Genomic DNA, 26,905 nt, shown 5'->3' with positions numbered 1-26,905 from the left:
TGCAAGGCGATAGCCACGCCTGAGCTTGACCATAGCGTGCCCCTATTTAACCCAACAAGAGATATCCATGCCTGATTTTGAAAACAAACTGTGCGACCGTGACGAACTGCGCGCCCGCGCCGCGGCCCTGCCGAAACCGGTGGTGGTGACGAACGGCGTGTTCGACATTCTGCACCGCGGCCACGTGACGTACCTGGCGCAGGCGCGCGCGCTGGGCGCCTCGCTGGTGGTGGCCGTGAATACCGATGCATCGGTGAAACGCCTGGGCAAGGGCGACGACCGTCCCCTGAACAGTTGCGAAGACCGCATGGCCGTGCTGGCCGCGCTGGAAGCGGTGAGCCTGGTGGTGCCGTTCTCGGAAGACAGCGCCCTGGAAGTGGTGCAGGAAATCGAACCGGAAATCTATGCCAAGGGCGGCGACTACGACATGGCGGCCATCCCTGAAGGCAAGGCCGTGCTGGCGTATGGCGGCCAGGCCGTGGCCATCGATTTCGCGCACGACCGCTCGACCACCAAGCTGCTGACGAAAGTGCGGACGCAGCAGGGCTGAGGAACGCCGTCAATGTTTTCATACAGATAAAAAGACGTTACTATGAGAACTGCCAGGGTTGCGACCTCGTTGCGTCAGCCCCAGCACCCGTTACACCGCCTGATATGCATTGCTAGTCATAGAAAATACATGGATCTTAAAACTTCTGGGGATTGGGCCGTGCCCTCCGGCGTCTGGTACGTCGACGACGATGGCGCGTGGAGCATGCAGCGCAGCGCGGATGGCCAGAACGTCTCGCCCCTGCTGAGCCAGGCCGATATCGGCAAGCTGATGCACGCGCGGCGCCTGCCGGCTGCCGCCGACGCGCCCGTGCGGCTGTTTCCGCCCGAATTCTCGTTCGACCCCGCCTCGGGCGCGGCCTTGCAGGTGCCGCCTGGCACGGCGCTTACCCTGCCCTGGGTTCCGCCTTTCGGCGCGCAGCCCGTCAGCGACGTGCCACCGGCTGGCGCGGCCGCCTTGCGCCAGGCCAGCGTGCCCTTGAAGCTGGCGGACCAGCGCGTGCGCGAAGAGCATGCGCAGGCCGACGCCTCGCTGCCCATGCCGCCACCGGGCGAATACGAATTCTTTTCCGCCCAGTTCGGCACCAGCGCGCCCGCGCTGCTGGCGCTCGATCCGCGCAAGGCCGTCTTGCACGCCTGGCTGCCCGCCTCGAAACGCTGGCTGGCGCTGGACCCCGACCATGGCGGCTTGCTGGCCGAATCGGACCTGGCCCACGGCGCCTGGCGCGCCGAGCTGGTGCCGGAGTTCAACAGCGTGCTGGTCTTGCCGACCAGCCATGGCCTCGCCTGCATCCGTCCCGACGTGCCTTCGCTCACTTACGTGGTCGAGCATGTGGGCGGCGCGCCGTGCGTGGCGGGCCCCGTCTGGTTCCAGAATCGCCTGTGGGCGCCCTTGCGCGACGACGATGGCCGCATCCGCTTCGTCAACCTTGACGCGCAAGAAAAGTCGGGCAGCGATGTGCTGCTCGACGGCATGATGGATCTGGGTGCCGTCGGCGCGCCCGTGGCCTACAACCGCATGGCCGTGTGGCCTTGCGCCAACGGCCAGCTGCGCTTGCAGCTGCAGCCGGATGGCAATGTGGCCGCCTCGTTCACGCCCTGGCCCGAAGGGCTGGTGCCGCACTTCGAATTCGGCAGCCCCTACCTGTCGCGCGACGGCGGCCTGTGGCAACTGTGCTTTGAAAGCCGGCGCGGCACGTATGTCTATGTGAAACTGGGCGCCCAGGTCGAGAAGGCCGACGCGCTGGCGCCGCGCCTGTGTTCGGGCAGCTTCAATTACCGCTTCGCCACCAAGCTGAAAACGGCGCCGTGGGAAGAGCCGGAACACGGCGACGATGGCGGCAAGAACCAGGCCGTCATGCCGCTGCTGGAATCGGGCGGGGGCAACAGCGTCTTTGGCGTGAAGTTTGCCACCAGCGCCGGCCTGTCCAGCGTGCTGCGCTCGAACGAGCGCCTGGCGGCCCAGCTGGTGCAGGACGATGAATTGCGCGAAACCGTGTTTCATACCTTTGCCGTCAGCGAGCCGTGGCGCGTGCGCCTGTTTGTCCATGAAGGCACGCTGTGGGCCTACCACCCGCTGCTGTCGCGCATCGATGGCTGGGCCTTGCAGGCATGAAGGCGCGCTTACTGACGGTGGCCTGCGCCGCGTTGTTCAGCGCTGCCGCCGCGCACGCGGCCGGCATCCAGCAAGCGTTTCTGGTGCAAAATTCGGGCTGGATGGAGCCGTTTTATACGGATGAACATTCGCAACTGAAAGCCCTGGTGGGCGCCGTGGCGCAGGCCGCCACGAGCCCGTCCGACAAAGTCTACACGCTGGCCTTCAGCCAGAGCAGCGGCAGCAATGTGTCGCCCGCACTGATCGGGCAAGGGCAGGGTGGCGCCGGCGTGGCGGGCCAGCTGGCCAGCCTGGGCCTGGCGCGCAAGAGCGCCGGCGGCGCGCTGGCCGACACGGATTTCCAGGAAGCCGTGACCAAGACCATCACGGGGCCGTTCCAGTCCGCTTCCGGCATCGTGTGGATCTTTACGAATAACAAGAACAGCCCGAACAACGACAGCCAGACGGCCGAACGCAACCGCGACTTTTATCGCCTGCTGCATCTGGAACCGTCGATCACCAAGACCTTGGTGTTTCCGCTGCGCATGCCTGTACAGGGCAAGCTGTACAGCGCCAAAGGCTTGATGGTGTATGCGCTCGCGTATGGCCAGCCCGCGTCCGAGGCGTTGACCCGCATCCTGGCCGAAGGGCGGCTGTCGCAAGTGCTGACGCGCCCGCCCGCGCGCTTGAAACCGGTGGACCAGGATGCCGTGCGCATCGTGCCCCAGTCCGTCAAGAACAGTGCCAACGTGCACGCCAGCCTGGGCCGCGACGGGCGCACCATCGTGCTCGACGTCGATGCGGCGAACCTGGTGCCGCAAGTGGTGCTGCAGGCGTCGCTGCAAAACATGTTTTTCCCGTACGTGATCGATAGCGCCAAAGTGCACGCCAGCCTGGCGGGCCAGAACGCGCCGCTGCACGTTGCGCCGGATCAAATCCGCCAGCTGCAGCCGGGCGCCAGCCAGGCCGTGCAGGTACAGTTCGCGTTGCCGATGGCGCAGATTCCCTCGCCGTGGTCGGCGCAGGCGATCGCCGCCATGGGCAAGCAGGTGATGCTGCCCATGCAGGCGCAGGTGGGCCTGTGGGAACAGCGGCTGGCGCTGGCGTCCAGCTTCGGCAAGGATTTGCAGGAACTGTTCCCCGGCGACCCGATCTCGGGCATGTTCACGCCGCCCGACAGCGTGCGCGCGTCGCAGGCGACGATCCCGCTGCTGGTGCGCATCCAGTATCCGCTCTTGCCCGTGCTGGTGATCCTCGGCGGCGTGCTGGCGCTCGTGCTGGGCTTGCTGGCGCTGGGTTTGCTTGGCACGCGCGCCACGCGCTACAAGGTGATGGCTGACGGCGTGCAGCGGCAAGTACTGCTCAAACCGTTCAAGAGCGTGCAGATCCGCGATGATGACGGCCGCGATATCGGCGAACTCAAGCGTGGACTGGGCAAGCCTGCCATCGCGCGCGTGGCCGAAGGGCATACCCTGAGCCTGGCCTGAGCAACCATTCTTTAAAAAAACCTTCTATTCAACTGAGGCATACCATGGCGCAAGAGACTCCAAAAGACAACAGCGGTTTTACCCTGCCGGCCCCCGCATCCGCGCCGCCGGCAGCCGATGCATCCACTGCGGCCAGCACCACCACGGCGACCACCGAGCCGGCGCCCGCGCTCGACCCTGCCAGCACGACCGACACCTCGTCGCGCGACACCCTGGTCGGCGGCGTGGTGCTATTGCTGCTGTTCATCGCCTTTTTCTTTGCCAAGAATGCCTATGCGAATGGCCTGGTGGCCAAGCGCGTGCCCCCGAACAAGGCCAATGCCTCGGGCTGGTGGTTGTTCATCTTCCTGGCCAGCCTGGCCACCGGTGTCGTGCTGGCCGCCGTGAACGCGCATAAATTCCTCGCGCCACTGTTCATGGGACCGCTGGTGCTGGTGGGCCTGGTCGCGTTACTGTTGACCTTTACATCGAGCCGCCGCTAAGCCGCACGCCGTCGTACGCATCATCGAAGGAATCACCATGGCAGAGAACCTGAACCAAACCATCACCGGCGGCGCCAGCGAGCGCAAGCAGGACAAGATCATCGAACTGCGCCCGACCCTGTTCATCGGCATCGGCGGCACGGGCATGCAGGTGCTGATGCGCGTGCGCCGGCGCATCCTCAACACCCTGTGGGGCGGCGCGGGCCACCGCACGCGCATCGAGGGCCTGGCCGACTTTCCCATCGCGCAATTCATCCATTTCGACCTCGACAATGGCGCCGTGATCGAAAGCGGCGAGTCGCAGGCGAAGGACTTGCAGTTCGACCAGGTGAAGTTCACGGATGACGACAAGGTGGTCGAATCGTTCGACATGGACAAGTACAGCCGCGATGAAGATTCTCTGGAGAAATATCCGCACATCAAGGAATGGCTGCCGCTGACGCCGCAGCGCATCCGCGAGCTGCGTTTCGACATGAGCAGCGGCGCCGGGCAGATCCGCGCCGTCTCGCGCCTGTATTTCTTCGACAAATACGCGAAGATCCGCGACAAGATCCGCTTGAAACTGAAAGCCTTGAAGGCGGGCCTGTCGCACGAGCGCCAGCTGGCCGAACTGGGTTTACGCATGGAAACGAACCGTTTCCGCATCGTCATCGTCGGCTCCGTGGCCGGCGGCACGGGGTCCGGTTCCTTCCTCGACATGGGTTTGCTGGCGCGCTGGCTGGCGCGCAGCGAAGTGGGCGCGGCCGACGTCGAGCTGATGCTGTTCTTGCCGACCGGCTACACCAAGGCCAACAAGGACCGGGTCGAGGCCAACGGTTATGCGGCGCTGATGGAGCTGGAATCGGCGATGATGGGCAACAAGGGCTATGTGGGCCGCTGGGATGCCTACGACCGCCCGGAACTGACGCGCGAACCGTACAGCGAGGTGTACCTGATCGATTCGGGCAACCTTGCCCAGCAGCACACCAAGGATGTCAGCGACGTCTACCACATGGTGGCCGACTCGCTGTTCGAGGATTTCGCTTCGGCCGACTTCGCGCGCGCCAAGCGTTCGATCGCCGTCAACCAGGCGCAGCACAAGAACTCGCTGTACAACGCACCCGTGCCGCAAGACCGTTTCGGCGACATGCGCCTGTATTTCTCGAAGCGCTTTTCCTCGTTCGGCATGGCCGTGCTCGATACGCGCCAGGAAGCGGCGCGCGACGAGCGGGCTCACCGCTGGGCCGGCGCCATGCTGCAAGCGTTCTTCGGCGTGGGCGGCACGGATGCGGGCGCCAACCGCGCCACCGATACGCAGCGCGATAATTTCCTCGCCGCCAATATGTTCCTGAAGGGCGCGCCGTTCAGCGATTTCCCCGAGTTTTCCGACAAGAGCATCGAACTGAAGCGCTCCAGCGGCGACTTCATCGATTTCCGCATCGTCGACGAATTGCTGGAAGACCGCCACGGCCACTTGCTGGCCGGCGTGGAAAACCGGGTCAACACGCGCATCAACGATATCCGCACGGGCTTTGACCGCAGCGAATGGCCGGCGCAGGTGCGCGACGCCATGAAACACCTGGAACGCGACGCCGTGCGCGACCAGGACTCCACGGCCGACACGACGGAAGACCGCATCAGCAAGCGCCGCCGCGAAGTGCTCGACGACGTCAAGAAAGTCGTGCGCGACCAGCTGTATGGCTATCTGGATAATAAAGAGTTCGGCGGCCTGGAATACGTGCTGTCGCTGGTGGAACAGATCAAGGACCGCATCGAGGCGCCGGGCAGCGGCTTGACGGCGCAGATTGGCAACAATGCCGAGCGCTACCGCGAGATCAAGGAAGCCGTGCGTTCGCGCGAATACGAGCGTCTGCTGAACAACCTGGAACAGACGCGCAGCACCTTCGGTTTCCTCAGCAATGGCGAAAAGCAGGCCGGCGTGGTGATGGATCATTTGCGCACGGAAATGGCGAATGCGCTGAAATTTCACCTGCGCGCCAAGGCGGCGGACGAGTCCGTCATCCTGCTGGGCGAGCTGTCGCGCTGGCTGGGCAACCGGGTTGGCGTCGATGCGCAAGGCCGCGCCCAGTGGAATGGTCTGGTGGGCGAGCTGCAAACGGGCCGCGAAGGCGTGCTGGCCATGCTGGCGGAACTCAAAACGGCCAATACCATCCTGCAAAAAGACCTGGACAAGGAACACGCGACCCTGATCGTCATTCCCGTCACGGAAAAAGACATTGCGCTGCCATCGGCGGCCACCTTGCGCCAGTGGGCCGATGAAGCGTTCAAGGACATGGGCGGCTCGAAAGCGCTGTTCCCCATGCTGGCCGAACCGGCGCAACGGGGCTTGATCCTGGCCAAGGTCACGCGTATGGCCGAGAATATGATCGCCACGGCGGGCCTGGTGGAAGGGGCGACGAGCACGTCCGACCCCCTGTTCGAGGCGCTGGAACAGATGGACGTGTCCGAACGTCTGGACCGCTTCCGCAAGCTTCTGGCCTGCTCCATGCCGTGGATCGACGCCAACATGGCGGGCGACTTCACGGTCGTGTCGGACCAGTTCAAGTGCGTGATCGGCGTGGCCAACGCGGCCGCCTTCAATGCGAAGTTCGGCGCCGAGCTCGAATCGTGCGTGCCGACCCAGGTGGGCATCACGGTGAGCCAGCTGGAAATCGTCGAGACGGGCATTCGCGGGCGCGCCGTCTGCTATTGCGAGCTGGCCGGCGTGCCGATGACGGTGCTGCGCGGCCTGGAAGGCTGGCGCACCAGTTACCGCAAGGAAGGCGACAACGACAAGGCGCCGACCCATACGCACATCGATCCGACGCAATTCACGCACCCGATCGCGCCGAACACGGACGAGATGAAGCGCCTGGCGGAAGACTTCGGCGAATTCCTGCAAGCCATCATGCTGGGCATACTGACGCGCCACACGGGTCGCGTCGTGCCGCCGGGCCAGTACCAGTTTGCCGTCGAGCCGGGCGACCTGCGCCGCATCGGCAACGAACGGGCCATCCGCCAGAACGGCATGCCCGCTTCGTACGAGAAAAATATCGCCCTGCGCATCGAGGAAAAATTGGCGGCGCTTGACGCCGTGCAGACGGCGGCCCTGGCGGCGCTGGCAAAATACTATGAACGGGGCGTGTATGCGCCCAAGCTGGTGGCGCAGGCCGATGGCTCGCAGCTGCCGTATATCGGCTTTGGCAGCGCCATTTCCGCCGAGGTGGGTGCGCGCCTGCGCGAGTCGGCGCGCCGCAAGGGCATGGCCAGCGATGAGCTCGACCGTACGGTGCAAGCCCTGCTGGGCCGCCTGAAGGAATGGGCGAACGTCATCGGCGACTCCGACAGCGATGCCTACGACTGGGAAGTGCGCGAGCCGGAAGCGGATGGCCAGCCCCGGTTGAAATACGCGATCAAGGGGGAAATGCTGGAAGCGGGGCGCCTGGAGCAATTGCTGCGCCCGGCCGGAATGGCGGCCGCTGCGGCCCCCGCCTTTGGCATGGCGCCGCCACCGCTGGGCGGCATGCCGCCGCCTTTGGTGGAATACCAGTATTTCCTGGGCATAAACGGCCAGCAGCAGGGACCGTTCACGGCCCAGCAGATCGTGCAGTACGTGCAGGCGGGGCAAGTCGCACCTGGCACCACCAAGGTGTGGCGCGCCGGCATGCCGGCCTGGGCCGAGCTGGCCCAGTTCCCCGAGTTGGCCCCCTTGTTCCTCAGCGCGCCGCCACCGTTGATGCCGCCGCCCCTGTGAACGCTGGAATGACGTTGGAATGAAGGATTAGTTTTGGATATCTGCATCAAATGCAAGGGCGGCTTGTTCAGTGCTGTCAGCCATTGTCCGTACTGCGGTCACGCCGTGGCGGGTGCTGCCCGGCCAGCTGCGGCCGTGCCGCCACCGCTGCCGCCCATGCCCGCGCCTATGCCAGTAGCGCCGCCCGTGGCGCCCAAGCCGCAGCCCCAGCCGGTAGCTCCGGCGCCTGCGCCGAAACCACCGCCGAAACCACCGCCGAAACCGGCCCAGCCGCAGCCGCAAGCCGCGCCGAAGCCTGTACCGGCACCGGCGCCAGCCCCGGCCGCACCGCTGCCGCCGTCACCGCCGCGCAAGTGGCTGCGCTGGCTGGGCGGCGCCGTCGTGCTGGCGGCGGTCATCGTCTACATGAACGGCAAGCCTGGCGGCAAGAGTGAATCGGCCTGCAACGACGCCATCGACAGCGGCTTGAAACTGGTGGCGAATGGCAGCCTGGACGGCGCCCGCCAGAAGCTGGCAACGGCGAAAAATGTGTGCACGGGCAAGTCCAGCGCCAAGGCCGACGATTTGCAGGCGGCGATCGGCAAGGCGGGCGCCGCATCGGGCAGTTGCCAGCGCGGCGTGCGCGCCATCGAGCGCAACATTGACGGCCATCAATTGCAAAGCGCGGCCAGCGGCATCGCCGCGCTCGACGCCGATTGCGCGGGCGCATCCAGCGTGGATTCCTTGCGCAAGCAGCTGGCGCGCCAACAGGCGGCAGCCGCGTCCGTGCTGGTGGGGGTACGCCAGGCGCTCGATGGCAAGGATGCGGCGGCGGCACGCAATGGCATCGCCCGGCTGGAAGCGATCGACCGCGAAGCGGTGGAATTGCCGCAGTTGCAGGTCGATGTGCAAGCGTTGTCGGCGCCTGCGCCCGTTTCAGCACCGGGATCGCTGGAAACGGCACCGGCCCGCAGCGTGTCGACGGAACCGGCGCCCGTGCGCGCGGTCGAACGTCCAGCGGTGACGGAACGCCGTCCGCTGGAAACGTCGCCCGTCGATAGCGGCGCGGCCATGCGCAGCGAGATGGCGCAATCGTTCCTGCGCGACGCCGAGCGTTCTTTGTTGGAAGGCAAGTTCGATGCGGCCAAGACGTATCTGGAAAGCGCACGCCGCGTCGATCCCGGCAATGCGCGCATCGACAATCTGTCGCGCCGCATCCGCGAACGCGAGCGGCAAGTGCTGCAGACGGAAACAACGATCAATTAGTCATCGGGAGCACCATGCTGTATCACGCCACCTCGCGCGCCACCGCCGCACTGACCATCGCCGCCATGCTGGCCGGCTGCGCCACGGCGCCGATGAATCCGAACGGCGTGCGCCAGGACAATTCCTATCCGCAAGGCGCCACCCAGGCGGCCACGGATGAAGATCCGTGCAGCGTGGGCACGTCGGCGGCGGCCGGCGCGGCCGTGGGGGCGCTGCTGGGCGCGCTGGCGGGCGGCAAGAATGGCGCGCTGAAGGGCGCGGCCATCGGCGGCGGCCTGGCGGCGGCCGGTTGCCTGGCGATCAATGTCAATTCGCGCCAGACCAAGACGGCGGCGCAGGCGGACCGCGACTACATCCGCGCACGCGGCGCGCTGCCGCGCGAACCGCAAGTGGTGTCGTACACGCCGCAGCTGAGCGCGTCGACCGTCAAGCGCGGTCAGCCGTTCAAGGTGCATTCGGTGGTGGAGCTGGTCAATGGCAGCGCGCAAAGCGTCAACGACGTGCGCGAAGAACTGGTGGTGCTCGATCCGCAAGGCCAGCCATTCAAGTCCGGCTCGAAGGCCCTGGCCAGCAGCAATAAATCGGGCGGGCGCTTCGAGAACTCGTTCGAGCTGACCTTGCCGGCCGGCGTGTCGCAGGGCGTGTATGGCGTCAAGACGAATTTATATGTCAACGGCAAGCTGGCCGCCACGCGCGACCTGCACACGCAGCTGGTGATGCTGGATGTGGATACGGGCGTTGACGCGCAGCTGGCGCTGCGCTGATTGCCGTATGCAAACGCGTGGGTCGGATTAACGGGGGTAAAGCCCCGCGTAGTCCGACAACACCACTAACGCCAACAATGTTGTCGGATTATGGCCCCTTGGGCCTAATCCGACCTACGCGCCGCCCTGGTACCCGTGCTGGCGCCACGCTTCATACACGACGACGGCCACCGTGTTCGATAAATTCAAACTGCGGTTGTCCGGGCGCATGGGCAGGCGGATGCGTTGCTCTGCCGGAAAGCCGTCGCGCAGGGCGGGATCCAGGCCTTTTGTCTCCGAGCCGAACACGAACACGTCGCCTGGCAGGAAGACCACGTCGCCAAACGGGCGCGAGCCGCGCGTGGTCATGGCGAACATGCGGGATGGGTCCGGCTGGGTGTCGGCCAGGAACGCTGCCCAATTCTTGTGCACCTTCATCTTGGCGTAATCGTGGTAATCGAGGCCGGCGCGCTTCATCTTGGCATCGTCGAGCGGAAAGCCCAGCGGTTCGACCAGGTGCAGCTGCGCGCCCGTGTTCGCGCACAGGCGGATGACGTTGCCCGTGTTGGGCGGGATTTCAGGTTCTACCAAAACAACGTGAAACAAAATGCTCTCCTTGGTCTATCTCTCATATATACAGCTAATTTAATGCGGCGGCGTGCGCGCCGCCACCAATATGCTGACTTTTGCCGCCCCCGCGTGCTTGCAGGCGGCGGCCAGCGCGTTGACGGTATGGCCGCTGCTCATCACGTCGTCGACGATGCCCACATGGCATCCTGGCAATAACGGCGCATGGTCCGGCGCGATGGCGAACGCATGCGCCAGGTTGGCTCGCCGTTCCTGCGGCGCTACGCCGCTTTGCGCCCGCGTTTCGCGCACGCGCAGCGCCAGGCGGGGCTGCAAAGGGACGTCCAGCAGGCGCGCCAGCGGACGCGCAATTTCCAGCGCCTGGTTAAAGCCCCGCTGGGCCAGCCGGGCCGGGCCCAGCGGCACGGGGCACAGCAGTTGCGGCGCGTCCCAGTCAGATGGTTGCTGAATGGCAACATACAGCAGTTCCGCCAGCAGGGGCGCCAGTGCCAGGCGCGCGCCGAATTTCAGTTGCAGCAGCAACTGGTCGACGGGCGCCGCATAATCAAACGCCGTGACGGTGGCGTCATACGCGGGCCGCTGGCGCAAACAGCGTCCGCACAGCAGCGCCACCTCGATGTCCGCGAGCGGATTGGCGCACTGGTGGCAGCGGGGACGACTGTGTCCAAGATACTGCGCGCGGCAGGGCGAACACAGCACCTCCGGGCAGCCGATGCCGCACAGCGCGCATTGCGCCGGCAGCACGGTGGCGCCCAGCCACTGGCGCAGCGCCTGCCAGGCGGCATCAAGGCGGGGCTGGGTGGCGGTCCGCATCGCGATGGTGTCGTTCCATGTACACTGCCGACATTATCTCACCTCACCGGTTTCAACATGCCAGTTCCCGCCAATCCACCCAAAATGAGTGCGCCCATCGATGCGGTGCAAGTACGCGATTTCTTTTCCCGTCCCGCGCGCGTCGCGGCGTCGGATTTCCTGCGCCGCGAAGTGTCGGCACGCATGCACGAGCGCCTGGAGCTGGTGAAAATCACGCCCTTGCGCGTGCTCGACGCCGGCTGCGGCCCGGGCGCGGACCTGGCGCAGCTGCACAAGGATTATCCCGCCGCGCAGATTATCGGTCTCGATGCAGCGCAAGCGATGATGCAGGCGGCGCGCGCGCCCGCGTCGAAACTGGCCAGCCTGAACCAGTTCCTCAGCAAATTGCTGCCGGCCAAGGCGGGCGTGGATTTGCTGTGCGGCGACCTCGGCGACCTGCCGCTGGCCGCCGGCAGCGTCGACCTGGTCTGGTCCAACCTGGCGCTGCACTGGCATGCCCAGCCCGACCGCGTGTTTGCCGAATGGCGGCGCGCGCTGCGCCTCGATGGCTTGCTGATGTTTTCCTGTTTCGGTCCCGACACCTTGCGCGAAGTGCGCGACGCGTTTGCCGAAGCGGATTTGTATCCGCACGCCTTGCCTTTTGTCGACATGCACGACTTTGGCGACATGCTGGTCGAGACGGGTTTTTCCACGCCCGTGCTGGACATGGAAATCATTACGGTGACCTACGACACGGCGGAAAAGCTGCTGGCGGACGTGCGCGCCTTTGGCGGCAACCCGCTCACCACGCGCCGGCGCGGCCTGATGGGCAAGGCGGCCTGGCAGCGCATGCTGGCCGCGCTGGAAAAGATGCGCCGTCCCGACGGCAAGCTGGGCCTGAGTTTCGAGGTGATCTATGGCCACGCCTTCCGTCCCGCACCGCGCGTGACGCGCAACGGCGAGGCGATCATCCGCTTCGATCTGCCGCGCAAGCCTCAATAAAAGGGGAAAGAAACCGACACTTGGTCGCCATCCGCGCATGGATGTTGCCGCAAGCGTTGCAAAGCGCGCGGCGGCCGGGAGAAGGGCGCGCACAAAGCCGATTATTGCTTGATGGATTCAAGTTTACTTGACTATAATCGTTGACTGTTTGTCAGCTTGCTAAGCCTGAAAAACAAGGGCTGCATACAAAATAAAAAAAACAAAGCAAGACTTATTCGAAGTTACTGCATTAGTATAGTAACCATCTTCCACACGAGGCCATTTCAAGGTGGGGAAGAAAAACAGGGTTCCAGCATGGTTGCGCGTCGTCGTTTTTGCTGCCGCAGCCAGCATGGAATTCGCTGGTGCTTGACGCACATGGCCGTATTCCGGCCGTGTTGCTTTCATGGAGGAGCGGCAGCGGTCCAGTACGGAGAAATCCGCAGCCGTTTAAAATATCATTATTTTTGGGTGGTTGGGGAAAAAATGACACATGCAAAGCGACTTCAATCGTTGCTGCTCGGGCTGTCTTTGACAGCGTTTGGCATCGGGCGATGGGCCACGGCGGCACCGGCTGCCGGCACCTATCCCGGCACCGGCGGTCCCGTGCCGTTCGAAATGAATCTGCAACCGCCGGCGACGCAGATCGCCCATGAAATCTACGATTTGCACACCCTGATGATGATCATCTGCCTGGTGATCTTCGTGGCCGTGTTCGGCGTCATGTTCTATTCCATCTTCAAGCACCGCAAGTCCCTGGGCCACAAGCCGGCCACTTTCCACGAAAGCACCACCGTCGAGATCGCCTGGACCGTCGTGCCTTTCCTGATCGTCATCGGCATGGCCCTGCCTGCCACGCGCACCGTGGTGGGCATGAAAGACACCTCGAACGCCGACATCACCATCAAGGCCACCGGCATGCAGTGGAAATGGGGCTATGACTACCTGAAAGGCGAGGGCGAAGGCATTTCCTTCCTCTCCAACCTGGCCACGCCGCGCTCGCAAGTGGGCGCGCCTGGCGTGCCGCCGACGGAAAAACGCGGTGAAAACTACCTGATCGAAGTCGACAACGAAGTCGTCGTGCCGGTCAACAAGAAGATCCGCGTGGTGCTGACGGCCAACGACGTCATCCACGCCTGGTCCGTGCCCGCCTTCGGCGTCAAGCAGGATGCGATTCCCGGTTTCGTGCGCGACACCTGGTTCAAGGCCGACCATATCGGCACCTTCCGCGGCAATTGCGCCGAGCTGTGCGGCAAGGAACACGCGTTCATGCCCATCGTCGTCAAGGTCGTCTCAGCCGATGACTACAAGACCTGGGTTGATGTAAAACAAAAGGAAATGGCGGCATTGGCTGATGATCCAAGCAAGGTGTGGACCATCGACGAATTGAAGGTCAAGGGCGAGAAAGTATATACGGCCAACTGCGTGGTCTGCCACCAGGCGACCGGCAAGGGCGTGCCAGGGGCATTTGCGCCGCTGGACGGCTCGGCCGTGGTGAACGGCCCGAAAGCCGATCAGATCCACGTCTTGCTGAACGGGCAAAAGAGCGGCAAGTATCCCGCTGAAATGCCAGCATGGAAACAGCTGTCCGACACGGAAATCGCCGCAGTGATCACTTACACGCGCAATTCCTGGTCGAACAAGGCCGCAGAGAACATCGTTCAACCAGCCGAAGTCGTGGCTGCACGCAAGTAATTAGGAGCCGCATATGAGTACGAGCACGAGCACCTTGGACCACGCCGGTCACGACCACGACCATGCCCACGACCACCCGACCGGCTACCGCCGCTGGCTGTTTGCCACCAACCACAAGGATATCGGTACCCTGTACCTGTGGTTCTCGTTCATCATGCTGCTGTCGGGCGGCGTGCTGGCCCTGATGATCCGTACGGAACTGTTTCATCCAGGCTTGCAATTCTTCCACCCTGAATTCTTCAATCAACTGACCACCATGCACGGCCTGGTGATGGTGTTTGGCGCCATCATGCCGGCCTTCGTCGGCTACGCCAACTGGATGATCCCGCTGCAAGTGGGCGCATCCGACATGGCGTTTGCCCGCATGAACAATTTCTCGTTCTGGCTGCTGCCGCCGGCAGCGCTGCTGCTGGCCACGTCCTTCCTCGTGCCGGGCGGCGCCACGGCTGCCGGCTGGACCCTGTATGCGCCGCTGTCGACGCAGATGGGCCCCGGCATGGACATGGCGATTTTTGCCATGCACCTGATGGGCGCCTCGTCCATCATGGGTTCGATCAACATCATCGTCACCATCCTCAACATGCGCGCACCGGGCATGACCCTGATGAAAATGCCGATGTTCTGCTGGACCTGGCTCATTACCGCGTATCTGCTGATCGCCGTCATGCCCGTGCTGGCCGGCGCCATCACCATGACCCTGACGGACCGCCATTTCGGCACGTCCTTCTTTAATGCGGCAGGCGGCGGCGACCCCGTCATGTACCAGCACATCTTCTGGTTCTTCGGCCATCCCGAGGTATACATCATGATCTTGCCGGCCTTCGGCATCGTCTCGCAGATCCTGCCGGCGTTTGCCCGCAAGCCATTGTTCGGCTACGCCTCGATGGTCTACGCTACCGCTTCCATCGCGATTCTGTCCTTCATCGTCTGGGCGCACCATATGTTTACCACCGGCATGCCGGTCACCAGCCAGCTGTTCTTCATGTACGCGACCATGCTGATCGCCGTGCCGACGGGCGTGAAAGTGTTCAACTGGATCGCCACCATGTGGAAGGGCTCGATGACGTTCGAAACGCCGATGCTGTTCTCGGTGGGCTTCATCTTCGTCTTCACCATGGGCGGCTTCACGGGCCTGATCCTGGCCGTCACGCCGATCGACATCCAGTTGCAGGATACCTATTATGTGGTGGCGCACTTCCACTACGTGCTGGTGGCCGGTTCGCTGTTCGCCCTGTTCGCCGGCTTCTACTACTGGTCGCCGAAATGGACGGGCCATATGTACAACGAGACGCGCGGCAAGATCCACTTCTGGCTGTCGCTGATCACCTTCAACGTGACCTTCTTCCCGATGCACTTCCTGGGCCTGGCCGGCATGCCGCGCCGCTACGCCGATTATCCGGCGCAGTTCACGGACTTTAATATGATCGCCTCGATCGGCGGCTTCGGTTTTGGCCTGATGCAGGTGTACTTCCTGTTCTTCGTGGTCTTGCCGACCATCCGCGGCGGCAAGGCTGCGCCAGCGAAACCATGGGAAGGCGCGGAAGGCCTGGAATGGACCGTGCCGAGCCCGGCGCCGTTCCACACGTTTGAAACGCCGCCGACCGTGAAATGAGGTATCCCGGGCCGGCGTGTTGCGCGGCCCGTCTTGAATAAAGTGCCTGTCATGACCGAAGTGAAAACTGAGCGTAAAAAACCGAATAACCTGCGTACCGGGCTGATCCTGGCCGCCCTGGCGGCCTTCTTCTTCCTGTCCGTATTCGTCAAGCGCATGTGGCTCTGACGTGACGACGCCCCACCAACAGGAAACACGCGGCCTGAACCGCAAGATGCTGGGCAAGCTGCTGGTCATTGCCGTGCTGATGTTCGGCTTTGGCTATGCCCTGATTCCCGTCTACAAGCAGATTTGCGAAGTGATGGGCATCAACGTGCTGACGCAAAAAGATGGCACGGTGGCCTACGACAACAATACGCAGGTCGACACCACGCGCAGCATCACCGTCGAGTTCGACGGCAATGCCCAGGGGCCATGGCGCTTCCGCCCGACCGTCTCGAGCATGCAGGTGCATCCGGGCGAGCTGGTGACCGTCCTGTATGAAGTGGTCAATACGCAAAACCGCGTCGTCAATGCACAAGCGATTCCCAGCTACGCGCCGCAGAGCGCCACGCCGCATTTCAAGAAGGTCGAGTGCTTCTGCTTCAAGCAGCAGACCTTGAAACCGCACGAAGCGCGGCAGATGCCGGTGGTGTTCTTCCTCGATCCGGCCCTGCCGAAAGAGGTGAAGACCATCACCCTGTCGTACACGTTTTTCGAGATTGCCGGTCTGAGCCAGGCTCAGACGCCGGCCGTCCAATAGGAGAGTGCCATGGGCGAATCCAAGCAGCCTGAAAAAGCGTCGTTCCTGTATTCGCTGCGCGCCGTCGTGTGGTCATTCACGGGACTGCGCCGCAAGAGCGATTTCGACACGGATTCGGCCAAGATCAATCCCGTGCACATCGTCATCGCCGGCTTCCTGGTGGTGGCTTGCCTGATCGGCATCCTGATTTCAATTGTTAAATTCGTCGTTTTATAAATTATAAAAAAACCACCCTACAAGTTTTTGAGGAGATGATGATGAGTTCCAACCACGCCGCCGTACCTTATTATTTCGTGCCCGGCCCGTCGCGCTGGCCCATGCTGGGCGGCGCCAGCCTGCTGCTGACCATGATCGGCGCCTCGGCCTGGGTCAACGACGTCTCCTGGGGTCCGTACGTAAATTACCTGGGCATCGCCGGCATCCTGCTGGTGCTGTATTTCTGGTTCGGCGACGCCATCAGCGAATCGGAGCAGGGCCTGTACAGCGAGCGCATCGACCACTCCTTCCGCTGGAGCATGAGCTGGTTCATCTTTTCGGAAGTCATGTTCTTCGCCGCCTTCTTCGGCGCCCTGTTCTATGCGCGCAGCATCTCGATGCCGTGGCTGGCCGACCTCGACCACAAGGTGATCTGGCCCGATTTCGCCGCCCACTGGGGCAATACGGGCCCGGCGGGCACGGTGCAGGAATTTACCACCATGACGCCGTTCTGGATTCCGACCATCAATACGGCCTTGCTGCTGACGTCGGGCGTCACCCTGACGATTTCCCACCACGCGCTGCGCGCCGGCCACCGCGCCATGACGGCATTGTTCCTGTTTGCCACGATCTTGCTGGGCGCCATCTTCATGGGCTTCCAGGTGTATGAATACATGCACGCCTACAGCGAACTGAACTTGAAACTGACGTCCGGCATCTACGGCGCCACCTTCTTCATGCTGACGGGCTTCCACGGCTTCCACGTGACCCTGGGCGCCATCATGCTGTCCGTCATCCTGTACCGCGTGCTGAAAGGCCACTTTACGCCCGACCACCACTTCGGCTTCGAAGGCGCCGCCTGGTACTGGCACTTTGTCGACGTCGTCTGGCTGGGCCTGTACGTGGTCGTGTATTGGTTATAATGGCGGGGCAGGGCGCGCGTTGTTGAAGGGTGCGCCTGCACCATAAAAAAAGCCGTACCGGGAGATCCTGGGTACGGCTTTTTTCTTAGTGTGAAGAATTTGCCAATCAGGCAAGAAGAAGCTTAATGTATCCCCGTCGGCTGGATGTAGCCCAGATGATGCGCCAGCAGGATCAGTAAAAACAGGGTGATCGACAGCCCCACGCGCAAGGCCAGTGCCTGCACGGTGCGGTTGCTCTTGCCCTTGTCGCGCATGAGGAAGAACAGGGCCGAGCCCAGGCTGCCCAGGATCAGGATGAAGGCGATGGCAACGAGGATTTTCATGGATGGTAGCGCCAGGCTTGAGGAGGTTTCATTGTAATGCGTATCCGCTTCCATTTTAGATGGATTCCATTTGTTGCAATGCTGCTACTGGTGGCCTTGGGCGTGTCGCTGGCGCAATGGCAGCAGCGCCGTGGCGATGAGAAAGTCGCCCGCGCCGCCCGGCTCGAAGCGGGCAACCAGGCCGCGCCGCTGGCATTGACGGCCGTGCCCCTGCTGCCGGCCGATGCGCAAGCGATCGAGTACCGCCGCGTTACCGTCACGGGCAGCTTCGTGCCCGCCTGGACGGTGTACCTGGACAACCGCCCCTACAAGGGCCAGGCCGGTTTCCACGTGCTCACGCCATTTCAAATAGACGGTTCCCCTATGCACGTGCTGGTGGCGCAAGGCTGGCTGCCGCGCAACAATGCCGAGCGCACGCGCATTCCCGATTACGCCACGCCGGCCGGCACGGTGACGATTACCGGCATCGCGCGCCTGAACGCGGGCCATGTGATGGAACTGGGCACGGCGCCCGCCCTGGCGCCGCACGCCATCGTGCAAAATGCCGATATCGGCCAGCTGGCCAGGGCCAGCGGCCTGGCCTTGCAGCCATTTATTCTCGAACAAACGGTCGACCCAGTTGATCCGCCAGCATCTGGCCAGCTTCCCGTGCGCGACTGGCCGGCGCCCGACCTGGGCGTGGACAAGCACCGCGGCTATGCCTTCCAGTGGTATGCACTGGCACTGATGGCTTTTTTATTTTTTGTCTTTACAGGATTTCGACGTGCAAACAAACAGCCCTGAAGCAACGCAAGATAGCCCCGAGAAACAGACGCAGAACAACGGACGCTGGAAACTGCTGGCCGTGGTGGCCGTGTGCGCCTTTCCCATCATCGCTTCGTATTTCACGTATTACATCATCAAGCCCACGGGCCGCAACAACTACGGCGCCCTGATCGATCCGCGTTTGCACCCGATTCCCGAAGAACAATTGCACGTGACGCAACTCGATGGCAAGGCGTCGCCGCTGGCCCAGTTCAAGGGCAAGTGGGTGCTGCTGCAAACGGGCCCGTCCGACTGCCAGGAAGCCTGCAAGAAGCAATTGTTTGACATGCAACAACTGCGCCTCATGCAAGGCAAGGAGCGCGAACGCCTGGAACGGGTCTGGCTGGTGACGGATGCCCAGCCGCTCGACACGCTGGTGATGCGCGAATTCGACGGCACCAGCATGCTGCGCGTGAATGGCGACGCCTTGAAAGCGTGGCTGCCCGTGGAGCCGGGCGGCAAGACCAGCGACCATTTGTATTTGATCGATCCGCTGGGCAACCTGATGATGCGCTTCCCGAAAGACGCGGACCCGAACAAGATCAAGAAAGACATCGCCAAGCTGCTCAAAGCTTCGGCGATCGGTTAAGGAGTCTGCATGCCGACGATGCATCTCTCCGCGCTGGCCCAGCTGGGCTTGACGGGCCTGCTGGTGGCGCTGCTGCCTTTGACCATGGTCTGGGTGTCCGCGGACGCCAATAAATACCGCAAGCTCGTGTGGATCGCCGTCTTTTTGACGGTCGACCTGATCATGTTTGGCGGTTTTACGCGCCTGTCCGATTCCGGCCTCGGCTGCCCGGACTGGCCCGGCTGCTATGGCTCGGCCAATCCTTTCCTGGCGCACGAGCACATCGTCGCGGCGGAAACCCTGATGCCGACGGGGCCCGTGACGGTGGTGAAAGCGTGGATCGAAATGACGCACCGCTACCTGGCCATGGCCATTGGCGTCTTGATCGTGGCGATGATGGCGCAGGCGTGGCGCCAGTGGCGCAAAAGCCGCCGGGCGGAATTCGCCCCGGCGCTGCCGACGGCGCTGTTTTTGTTCGTCTGTTTGCAGGGCGCGTTCGGCGCCTGGACCGTGACCTTGAAACTGCAGCCGGTGATCGTCACCATCCACTTGTTGCTGGGCATGGGGCTGCTGGCCATGCTGACGTGGCTGGGCGGGCGCCAGGATCATGCGGTGAAACCCTTGCTGCGCGCCGATGCGGATGCTGCCGTGCTGCGCCCCGTGCGCGCGCTGGCCGTCATGTCGCTCGTGCTGCTGACGGTGCAGATCGCGCTGGGCGGCTGGGTGAGCACCAACTACGCCACCCTGGCCTGCACGGATTTCCCCCTGTGCGGCGGCAAGGTCATTCCGGAGATGGATTTTGAACACGGTTTCCATTTGTGGCGCGAGCTGGGCAAGACGGCCGCCGGCCACTATTTGCCGTTTTCCGCACTGACGGCCATCCACTGGGTGCACCGCAATTTCGCCTTCATCGTGCTGGCCGGTGTCGGCTACACGGTGTTGCGCGCGTGGAAACTGCCGTCCCTGCGCGGCACGGCACGCTGGGTGGCGCTGGTGCTGGCCCTGCAGGCGGCCACGGGCCTGGCGACGATTTACCTGAGCTGGCCCTTGTCGATCGCCGTGCTGCATAACGGCGGGGCGGCGCTGCTCGTGTTGTTGCTGACCATGTTAAACTACAAGGCTAAATTCCAACTCGATGTTGCGCGCAATGTTCAGCGCGCTTGCGCCTCCGCGCCAGTGCCCACGGCACCAGCCAGTCCTTCCCGTACCGCATAAATGACTACTCAGACCATCAGCCGTAAACCATCCCCCCGCATCGCCCAGTACTGGGCGCTGACCAAGCCCCGCGTGACGCAACTGGCCGTGTTTTGCGCCGTCATCGGCATGTTCCTGGCCAGCGAGGAGTTGCCGGACTGGCGCGCGGTGGTGTTCGGCACCATCGGCATCTGGCTGCTGGCCGGCGCCGCGTTTGCCGTCAACTGCCTGGCCGAGCGCGAAATCGATGCGCGCATGGCCCGCACGGCGCGCCGCCCCATGGCCATGGGCGACATCACGGTGAAACAGACGGTGGTGTTCGCGCTGGTGATCGGCGGCCTGGGCATGGCGATTTTGTACAACCTCGTCAATCCGCTGACCATGTGGCTGACGTTCGTCACCTTTGTCGGCTATGCCCTGATCTACACCATGGTGCTCAAACCGGCCACGCCGCAAAACATCGTCATCGGCGGCCTGTCCGGCGCCATGCCGCCCGCGCTGGGCTGGGCCGCCGTGGCCAACGACGTGCCGATGCAGGCCTGGCTGCTGGTCCTGATCATTTTCGTCTGGACGCCGCCGCATTTCTGGGCGCTGGCCATGTACCGGCGCGACGATTACGCGCGTTCGGGCCTGCCCATGCTGCCCGTCACGCACGGCATGCAATTTACGCAATTCCACGTCTGGCTGTATTCGATCGCGCTGGCCGCCACCACCTTGCTGCCGTTTGCCGTGCGGATGAGCGGCCTGATCTACCTGGCTTCCGCCGTCGTGCTCAATGCCGGCTTCCTGTATTACGCGTGGAAGATGTACCGCCACTACACGGACTTGATCGCGCGCAAAGCGTTTACTTTTTCCATCATTTACCTGGCATTGCTGTTCGCGGCCTTGCTGGTCGACCACTATATTCCCCTCGGAACATGAAAAAAACCCTGACCCTGTTGTTGGCGGCCGCCCTGGTCGCCGTCCTCGCCGGCTGCGGCAAGCCTGCCGCACCGAAGCTGGAATTCAAGAATACGGACGTGACGGGCCTCGGCTACGCGCGCGAGTTCGCGCTGACGGACCACACGGGCCACCCGCGCACCCTGGCCGACTACAAGGGCAAGCTGGTGCTGATGTTCTTCGGCTACACGCAATGCCCGGATGTGTGCCCCACCACCATGGCCGACATGGCGCAAGTGATGCGGGAAATGGGCCCGCAGGCGGACCAGGTGCAAGTGCTGTTCGTCACCGTCGACCCCGAGCGCGACACGCAAGCCTTGCTGGCGCAGTACGTGCCCGCCTTCGACAAGCGCTTCGTCGGCCTGTATGGCGATGCGGCCGCGACGGCCAAGGTAGCCAAGGAATTCAAGGTGTATTACGCCAAGGTCGAGGGCGAAACCGATAGCAGCTACACGGTCGACCATACGGCCGGCACCTATGTGTTCGACCGCGAAGGCAAGATCCGCCTGTTCGTGCGTCACGGCGAAAAACCTGCCGCCATCGCGCACGATCTTAAACTTCTGCTATCCTGACCCGGTCGCGCCACCAGGCGCCATCTTCAGGATTTGCAGTACATGGACAAACGTTTCGAGCCGCACGCCCGCCTGGCAGCCATCATCTTCTTGCTGATCGGCTGCTTTTTCGTCTTGCGGCCCTTCCTCGCCGCCATGCTGTTTGCCGCCTGTGTGGGCATTTCCAGCTGGCCCCTGTATATCCTGCTGCTGGAACGCCTGAAAGGCCGCCGCAACTGGGCCGCCGCCATCATGACCGTGTCGCTGATCCTCGTCATCGTGCTGCCGCTGGCCCTCGTCACCTACAACCTGGCCGACAATGTCTCGCGCATCTATGACCAGATCCGCGCCGCGCTGGAATCGGGCGGCCTGCATCCACCTGCCTGGCTCGCCAGCATTCCCGTGGTGGGCGAAACCATCGCCGGCTACGTGGAGCGCCTGCTGGCCGATCGCGAGGAATTACTGAATTTGGGCAAGACCATGCTGGAGCCGGCGCGCCATTTCCTCGCTTCCGGCGGCATTTTGCTGGGCACGGGCCTGGCGCAGACCAGCCTGGCCGTGTTCGTCAGCTTCTTCCTTTACCGCGACGGCCAGCAACTGAGCCGTGCCTTGATGACGGGCGCGGGCCGCATCATCGGCGACAGCGCGCCCGGCGTGGGCCTGACCATCAGCCGCACCGTGCGCGGCGTCATGTACGGCTTGCTGGGCACGGCGCTGGCGCAGGCGCTGGTGGCCGTGATCGGCTTTCTGATCGCCGGCGTGCCCGCCGTCGCGCTCTTGGGCGTGGCCACCTTCATCTTTTCGCTGATCCCCGTCGGCCCGCCCCTGATCTGGGGCGGCGCCGCCATCTGGCTGTTTTCCGACGGCCAGACGGGCTGGGGCATCTTCATGCTGGTGTGGGGCGCGCTGCTGATCAGCGGCGTGGATAACGTGGTCAAACCCATGCTGATCAGCCGCGGCAGCAGCCTGCCGTTCCTGCTGGTGCTGCTCGGTGTGCTGGGCGGCGTGCTGGCCTTCGGCTTCGTCGGCATCTTTATCGGCCCGACCCTGCTGGCGGTGCTGTACAGCCTGCTCCAGACGTGGACGGTGGGCGAGACCACCGTGCCGCAGGGCAAAGATACGCTGACGTTGAAGAAGTAATCAGTCGCGCATGTCTGCGCGCCTTGTATAACCCAACGGCAAGGACTGGGGTCGGACCCTCAGGGTCCGACCCCGGCCTTTCGCCGTTGGGGTACGTCTTGCTTAATCCCTTAAATCGGCATCCAGATCCCGTTCCTGCTTCGGAATCACTTTGATCAGCACGATGCGGGGTCCGTTCATCTTCTTGACGACGATGTCGAAGTCGACAAAGGTGATGCGCTGGCCCTGCTTCGGAATATCCCCCAGCTTGACCATGATCAAGCCGCCCACCGATTCCACGTCGTCCAGCCCCAGTTCCTCGTTTTCGATATCGATGCCGAGGATGCGTTCGAGCGAGAAGATCGGCAGGCTGGCCTTGCCGATCAGGGTGCCGTCGCTTTGCTTGAGCCAGTCGTTTTCATTGCGGCGGAATTCGTCGCGGATTTCACCCACCATGGCGCCGAGCAAGTTATCCAGGGTGATGAAACCCAGCGGGCGCTTGCCCTTCTCTCCGATCAGGGCGAAGTGCGGCGCGCCGTCGCGGAAGCGGCGGAACAGTTCGAGTGCCGGCGTGCGCGCGGAAATGATGTCCACGGGACGCAAAAACGGCGTGAGCGAGGTGATTGGTTTACCTGCTTGCTGGGCAAAGAACAGATCCTTCAAGTGCACCACGCCCAGTACGTCGTCTTCATTCGTGTCGAAATACGGGTAGCGGCTGAAGCGGTTGCGCAGCACCGTGTCGAGGTTTTCTTCCAGCGTATTCGAGGCGTACAGGGCGATCACTTCATTGATCGGGCGCATCAGGTCCGACACCGTCATCTGTTCGAAGTCGAGCGACTGGGCCAGGATGTTGCGCTCGTCGCGCGTAAATTTTTCGCCCGGCTGGCTGGTGCGCAGGATCAGTTTCAATTCTTCGGACGAGTAATGCGCATCGTGGCCGCCCTTGCCGGACAGGCCCGCCATGCGCAGCACCCAGTTGGCGCTGGCGTTGAGCAAGTAAATGGCCGGATACATGGCCCAGTAAAAGCCGTACAGGGGAATCGCGCTCCACAGGCCGACGGCTTCCGGATTGCGGATGGCCATCGATTTGGGGGCCAGTTCACCCACCACAATGTGCAGGAAGGAAATGACGCTGAAGGCGAGGACGAAGGAAATGCCGTGGATCAGCTCTTGCGAGGTGACGCCGATGGCGCTAAACAGCGGTTCGAGCAGGCCGGCGAACGCCGGTTCGCCGACCCAGCCCAGGCCCAGCGACGCCAGCGTGATGCCCAGCTGGCAGGCGGACAGGTAGGCGTCCAGCTGGCCATGCACCTTGGCCAGGATGCGGCCCCGCAGTCCCTGTGTCCTGGCGATGGCGCGGATGCGCGTGCGCCGCAAGGTGACGATGCCAAATTCGGCGGCAACAAAAAAACCGTTCAGCGCGACCAGGAAGAGGGCGAGCAGGACTAGCAAGACATTGTGCATGGGGGCGCAAAAAGATGGGCTGTAAAAACGTCATCTTAAACGACGAAGGCCGGCATAGCCTAATTTAGCCGCGCACGCCGCCCGTGCAGGCGGGCGCGCGCGGCAGGTTTTTCACGTTTTTCAGCGATTTTCAGCCCTTGGCCGCCGTTTGCGGCCCGCCGCGCATGGCAAACACCATGACGGCCGAGACGATGGCGGGGATGGCGACGACGAGGAAAATCGTGCTGTTGGGCCAGTTCAGGCGGATCAGCTCGCCACCGAGCACAGGGCCGATGATGGAGCCGATGCGCCCGATGCCCAGGCTCCAGCCGATGCCCGTCGAGCGCAAGGTGGTCGGGTAGTAGCTGGCCGCCAGGGCGTTGACGGCCGGCTGGCCGCCCACCACGCAAAAGCCGGCGATGAAGATGGTGATGAACAGGAAGGCCAGCGACACGTCGGGACGGCCGATCAGGGCAATGGCGACGGCGGCGACCAAAAAGCATGGCAGCAGGATGCGGCGGAAGCTGGAACGGTCGATCAGCTGGCCCATGACGAGGGTGCCGATGGTGCCGCCCACTTGCAGGGCCGTGCCGGCCAGCACGGCGTTGGCCGTGGACAGGCCCGCTTCCTTGGCGATCGTGGGTAGCCAGTTCGACAGGAAATACAAGTTCAGCAAGTTCATGAAGTTGATGACCCACAACAAAATCGTCATCTTCGCGCGGCCGTCCGTAAACAGTTGCAGCACGGGCGCGCCCTTGTGGGCCTTTTCATGCACGACGTATTGCGTGTCGGTCGTGATGTTGACGGTAGGATCGATGCGTTTGAGCCACTTGGCGACTTTATCCAGCTTGCGTTGCTTGAGCACCAGGAATTGCATCGATTCCGGCAGCAGGAAGAACATCAGCACGCCGATGACGAGCGGCACCACGCCGCCCACGTAAAACACGGATTGCCAGCCGAAGGCGGGAATCAGCGCGGCGGACAATAATCCGCCCAGCACGGCGCCCAGCGTAAAGCCGCACGAGACCAGCATCATCAGCGTGACTTTCTTGCGCAGGGGGCTGTATTCGCCGGCCAGCGCCATGGCGTTCGGCATCACGGCGCCCAGGCCCAGTCCGGTAATAAAACGGATCAGCTGCAATTGCTCGATGGTCGTCGCCAGCGGCGTGACCAGCATGCACAGCGAAAAGAAGATGGTCGAGCCGATCAGCACGGGACGGCGGCCGAACTTGTCGGCCGTGATGCTGAAGACGAGCGAGCCGACCAGCATGCCCAGCAAGCCCGCGCCAAACACGGGGCCCAGGTTGGCCTTGCTGACATGCCAGTCGGCAATGATGGCGGGTGCCACATAACCCATCGCCTGTACATCGAAGCCATCCATGATGACGCATAGCCCGCACAGGATCAGCATGCCGATCTGGAAGGAGCCGATCTTGTTGTTATTGATGAGATCGGGAATATCGATCGTCTTGCCTGCCGTGGACATGGTGCCGCTCCTGTTTTTTTATGATGGTCGCGCCCTTCCGGCGAGGGACAGGCGCGTGTTTGTCTCAGGCTTCATTACAATCGTTTTTGATTGATTATTCAAACGTTATTTTCGAATGGATTTATCAGGTTTCCTTGTGAATCTTCGGGTGACTCTGAATGGCGGCCAGAATCACGTCCAGCGCCGGGTGCATGATCTTGCGCTCGTTCGAAATCACATAAAACTGTTCGCGCAGGGACGAGGCGTCGCCCACCAGCACGGCGCCGAATTGCTCCTCGATCTCGCCGGCCAGGCTGGCCGGGGCGAAGAACAGGCCCAGGCCCTTGCGGCCAAACGCGTTGAGCATGGCGTTGTCCTCGAATTCGCCGACCACGTCGGGACGCACGCCCTGCTGCACCATCCATTCGTCGATGCGCCCGCGCAGCGCGTTATTGCGCGCGGGCAGTAAAAATGGGGCGCCGTGCAGGCTGTGCGGGAAATTGTCGCGGTATTGTTCCGCCAGCGCGGGGATGGCGAACAGCTTCATCGCGCTCTCTCCCCACAGGTGGCTGGAGACGCGCAGGCTGGCGCCGGCCGGCACGGCGCGGTCCGTCAGCACCAGGTCCAGCTTGTGCAGGGCCAGGTCGGCCAGCAGGGACTCGAATTCATCTTCCAGGCAGACGAGCTTGACGGGCTTGTTCAGGCTGCGCGTGGCGTCGAGCATGCGATACGCCATCAGTTTCGGCAGGGAATCGGAAATGCCCACCGTCAGGCGCATCTTTTCCGCGTCCGTGTCGGCCAGCGCTTCCTGCATCTGTTCACCCAGCAAAAAAATCTGGTCGGCATAGCCGAGCGCCAGCCGGCCCGCTTCCGTCGGCACCAGGCGCCGTCCCTGCGGCTGCAGCAGCGACTTGCCCAGTTCCTTTTCCAGCAGGGCCAGCTGGGTGCTGATGGTTTGCACGGCCAGTCCCAGCCGCTCGGCCGCGCGCGTCACGCCGCCTTCCTTGGCGACCACCCAAAAGAAGTACAAATGGCGGTAATTGAAACCGGTAGTTTTCATCGCATGGTCCTATCTTCTGTTTTTACGAAGTAATGCTTCCATTATCTTCTATTTTTAAATGTGTCACATGTCCTTATA

At 63.1% G+C, this 26,905-nt stretch carries 27 protein-coding genes; 20 read left to right on the top strand and 7 right to left on the bottom strand.

All coding sequences use genetic code 11. The features are described from left to right. The first annotated feature begins 67 nt into the window (after positions 1–67). The 7 genes from rfaE2 to KY494_RS13620 all read left to right on the top strand — a co-directional run bounded on the left by rfaE2 (position 68) and on the right by KY494_RS13620 (position 9,854). A complete protein-coding gene (rfaE2, locus tag KY494_RS13650; protein ID WP_071079434.1) occupies positions 68–550 on the top strand; it encodes a D-glycero-beta-D-manno-heptose 1-phosphate adenylyltransferase in 483 nt (160 codons plus the stop codon). 129 nt (positions 551–679) lie between these two features. Further along, positions 680–2,164, top strand: a complete 1,485-nt coding sequence (locus KY494_RS13645; RefSeq protein ID WP_219891293.1) for a hypothetical protein — start codon at positions 680–682, stop codon at positions 2,162–2,164. Further along, complete coding sequence (locus KY494_RS13640) at positions 2,161–3,630, top strand: hypothetical protein (protein ID WP_219891292.1); 1,470 nt, start codon at positions 2,161–2,163, stop codon at positions 3,628–3,630. The genes KY494_RS13645 and KY494_RS13640 overlap by 4 nt, the downstream gene beginning before the upstream one ends. A 44-nt stretch (positions 3,631–3,674) precedes the next feature. Further along, complete coding sequence (locus KY494_RS13635) at positions 3,675–4,112, top strand: hypothetical protein (protein WP_219891291.1); 438 nt, start codon at positions 3,675–3,677, stop codon at positions 4,110–4,112. 37 nt (positions 4,113–4,149) lie between these two features. Next, a complete protein-coding gene (locus tag KY494_RS13630; RefSeq protein ID WP_219891290.1) occupies positions 4,150–7,845 on the top strand; it encodes a tubulin-like doman-containing protein in 3,696 nt (1,231 codons plus the stop codon). Positions 7,846–7,878: 33 nt separating this feature from the next. Then, positions 7,879–9,090, top strand: coding sequence for a hypothetical protein (locus tag KY494_RS13625; RefSeq protein ID WP_219891289.1), 1,212 nt, complete (start codon positions 7,879–7,881; stop codon positions 9,088–9,090). 14 nt (positions 9,091–9,104) lie between these two features. Further along, positions 9,105–9,854: a hypothetical protein gene (locus KY494_RS13620; RefSeq protein ID WP_219891288.1), complete on the top strand. Its 750-nt coding sequence runs from the start codon at positions 9,105–9,107 to the stop codon at positions 9,852–9,854. A 114-nt stretch (positions 9,855–9,968) separates the two neighbouring features. Here KY494_RS13620 and trmL read toward each other — a convergent pair whose 3' ends face one another. Then, positions 9,969–10,439, bottom strand: a complete 471-nt coding sequence (gene trmL / locus KY494_RS13615) for a tRNA (uridine(34)/cytosine(34)/5-carboxymethylaminomethyluridine(34)-2'-O)-methyltransferase TrmL (RefSeq protein WP_219891287.1) — start codon at positions 10,437–10,439, stop codon at positions 9,969–9,971. A gap of 39 nt (positions 10,440–10,478) precedes the next feature. Further along, positions 10,479–11,234, bottom strand: a complete 756-nt coding sequence (locus tag KY494_RS13610) for a phosphoribosyltransferase family protein (RefSeq protein ID WP_219891286.1) — start codon at positions 11,232–11,234, stop codon at positions 10,479–10,481. An 84-nt stretch (positions 11,235–11,318) separates the two neighbouring features. On the opposite strand from KY494_RS13610, the gene KY494_RS13605 reads away from it, so the two are divergent. Next, positions 11,319–12,215 carry a methyltransferase domain-containing protein gene (locus KY494_RS13605; protein WP_219891285.1) on the top strand — a complete coding sequence of 299 codons (897 nt, stop codon included), beginning with the start codon at positions 11,319–11,321 and terminating at the stop codon, positions 12,213–12,215. A 159-nt stretch (positions 12,216–12,374) separates the two neighbouring features. On the opposite strand, the gene KY494_RS13600 is transcribed toward KY494_RS13605, so the two are convergent. Beyond that, on the bottom strand, positions 12,375–12,602 hold the full coding sequence (locus KY494_RS13600) for a hypothetical protein (protein WP_219891284.1): 228 nt from the start codon (positions 12,600–12,602) through the stop codon (positions 12,375–12,377). Positions 12,603–12,680: 78 nt separating this feature from the next. On the opposite strand from KY494_RS13600, the gene coxB reads away from it, so the two are divergent. Genes coxB through KY494_RS13570 form a run of 6 tightly spaced genes read left to right on the top strand, consistent with a single transcriptional unit; the run spans position 12,681 to position 17,361 of the window. After that, complete coding sequence (gene coxB / locus KY494_RS13595) at positions 12,681–13,889, top strand: cytochrome c oxidase subunit II (protein ID WP_219891283.1); 1,209 nt, start codon at positions 12,681–12,683, stop codon at positions 13,887–13,889. Positions 13,890–13,902: 13 nt separating this feature from the next. Beyond that, positions 13,903–15,501, top strand: a complete 1,599-nt coding sequence (ctaD, locus tag KY494_RS13590) for a cytochrome c oxidase subunit I (RefSeq protein ID WP_034749009.1) — start codon at positions 13,903–13,905, stop codon at positions 15,499–15,501. Between the two features lie 51 nt (positions 15,502–15,552). Then, positions 15,553–15,669 carry a cytochrome oxidase small assembly protein gene (locus tag KY494_RS13585; protein ID WP_217494223.1) on the top strand — a complete coding sequence of 39 codons (117 nt, stop codon included), beginning with the start codon at positions 15,553–15,555 and terminating at the stop codon, positions 15,667–15,669. 46 nt (positions 15,670–15,715) lie between these two features. Then, positions 15,716–16,243 (top strand): cytochrome c oxidase assembly protein, encoded by a 528-nt coding sequence (locus KY494_RS13580; RefSeq protein WP_258194931.1) that lies wholly within the window; start codon positions 15,716–15,718, stop codon positions 16,241–16,243. A 9-nt stretch (positions 16,244–16,252) separates the two neighbouring features. After that, positions 16,253–16,459: a DUF2970 domain-containing protein gene (locus KY494_RS13575; RefSeq protein WP_219135054.1), complete on the top strand. Its 207-nt coding sequence runs from the start codon at positions 16,253–16,255 to the stop codon at positions 16,457–16,459. A gap of 41 nt (positions 16,460–16,500) precedes the next feature. Beyond that, positions 16,501–17,361 (top strand): cytochrome c oxidase subunit 3, encoded by an 861-nt coding sequence (locus KY494_RS13570; protein WP_219891281.1) that lies wholly within the window; start codon positions 16,501–16,503, stop codon positions 17,359–17,361. 122 nt (positions 17,362–17,483) lie between these two features. Here the strand turns inward: KY494_RS13570 and KY494_RS13565 are convergent, their stop codons facing one another. Continuing rightward, positions 17,484–17,684: a twin transmembrane helix small protein gene (locus tag KY494_RS13565; RefSeq protein WP_046683386.1), complete on the bottom strand. Its 201-nt coding sequence runs from the start codon at positions 17,682–17,684 to the stop codon at positions 17,484–17,486. Between the two features lie 36 nt (positions 17,685–17,720). Between KY494_RS13565 and KY494_RS13560 the strand changes: the two genes are divergently transcribed. The 6 genes from KY494_RS13560 to KY494_RS13535 are packed head-to-tail and all read left to right on the top strand — an operon-like array spanning position 17,721 to position 22,880. Continuing rightward, positions 17,721–18,467, top strand: coding sequence for an SURF1 family protein (locus KY494_RS13560; protein WP_219891280.1), 747 nt, complete (start codon positions 17,721–17,723; stop codon positions 18,465–18,467). Then, positions 18,448–19,077, top strand: coding sequence for a cytochrome C oxidase subunit I (locus KY494_RS13555; RefSeq protein WP_219891279.1), 630 nt, complete (start codon positions 18,448–18,450; stop codon positions 19,075–19,077). Before KY494_RS13560 ends, KY494_RS13555 begins: the two co-directional genes overlap by 20 nt. Positions 19,078–19,095: 18 nt before the next feature. Beyond that, entirely contained in the window at positions 19,096–20,271 is a 1,176-nt protein-coding gene (locus tag KY494_RS13550; RefSeq protein ID WP_219891588.1) for a heme A synthase, read from the top strand. Further along, the gene (gene cyoE, locus KY494_RS13545) at positions 20,272–21,171 is read left to right on the top strand and encodes a heme o synthase (RefSeq protein WP_219891278.1); all 900 of its coding nucleotides are present in this window, start codon (positions 20,272–20,274) and stop codon (positions 21,169–21,171) included. Next, positions 21,168–21,761 carry an SCO family protein gene (locus tag KY494_RS13540; RefSeq protein WP_219891277.1) on the top strand — a complete coding sequence of 198 codons (594 nt, stop codon included), beginning with the start codon at positions 21,168–21,170 and terminating at the stop codon, positions 21,759–21,761. Before cyoE ends, KY494_RS13540 begins: the two co-directional genes overlap by 4 nt. A 42-nt stretch (positions 21,762–21,803) precedes the next feature. Then, complete coding sequence (locus tag KY494_RS13535) at positions 21,804–22,880, top strand: AI-2E family transporter (RefSeq protein WP_219891276.1); 1,077 nt, start codon at positions 21,804–21,806, stop codon at positions 22,878–22,880. 102 nt (positions 22,881–22,982) lie between these two features. On the opposite strand, the gene KY494_RS13530 is transcribed toward KY494_RS13535, so the two are convergent. The 3 genes from KY494_RS13530 to nhaR all read right to left on the bottom strand — a co-directional run bounded on the left by KY494_RS13530 (position 22,983) and on the right by nhaR (position 26,827). Beyond that, a complete protein-coding gene (locus KY494_RS13530; RefSeq protein ID WP_219891275.1) occupies positions 22,983–24,323 on the bottom strand; it encodes a hemolysin family protein in 1,341 nt (446 codons plus the stop codon). A 130-nt stretch (positions 24,324–24,453) separates the two neighbouring features. Next, on the bottom strand, positions 24,454–25,788 hold the full coding sequence (locus KY494_RS13525; RefSeq protein WP_219891274.1) for an MFS transporter: 1,335 nt from the start codon (positions 25,786–25,788) through the stop codon (positions 24,454–24,456). Between the two features lie 124 nt (positions 25,789–25,912). Continuing rightward, positions 25,913–26,827, bottom strand: coding sequence for a transcriptional activator NhaR (gene nhaR / locus KY494_RS13520; RefSeq protein ID WP_219891273.1), 915 nt, complete (start codon positions 26,825–26,827; stop codon positions 25,913–25,915). Positions 26,828–26,905 lie beyond the last annotated feature (78 nt).

This window comes from Janthinobacterium sp. PAMC25594, assembly GCF_019443505.1.
In the GTDB taxonomy this organism is placed as follows: domain Bacteria; phylum Pseudomonadota; class Gammaproteobacteria; order Burkholderiales; family Burkholderiaceae_D; genus Janthinobacterium.
The sequence above is the reverse complement of the archived record's forward strand: the minus strand, read 5'-3'. Positions and strand labels throughout refer to the sequence as shown.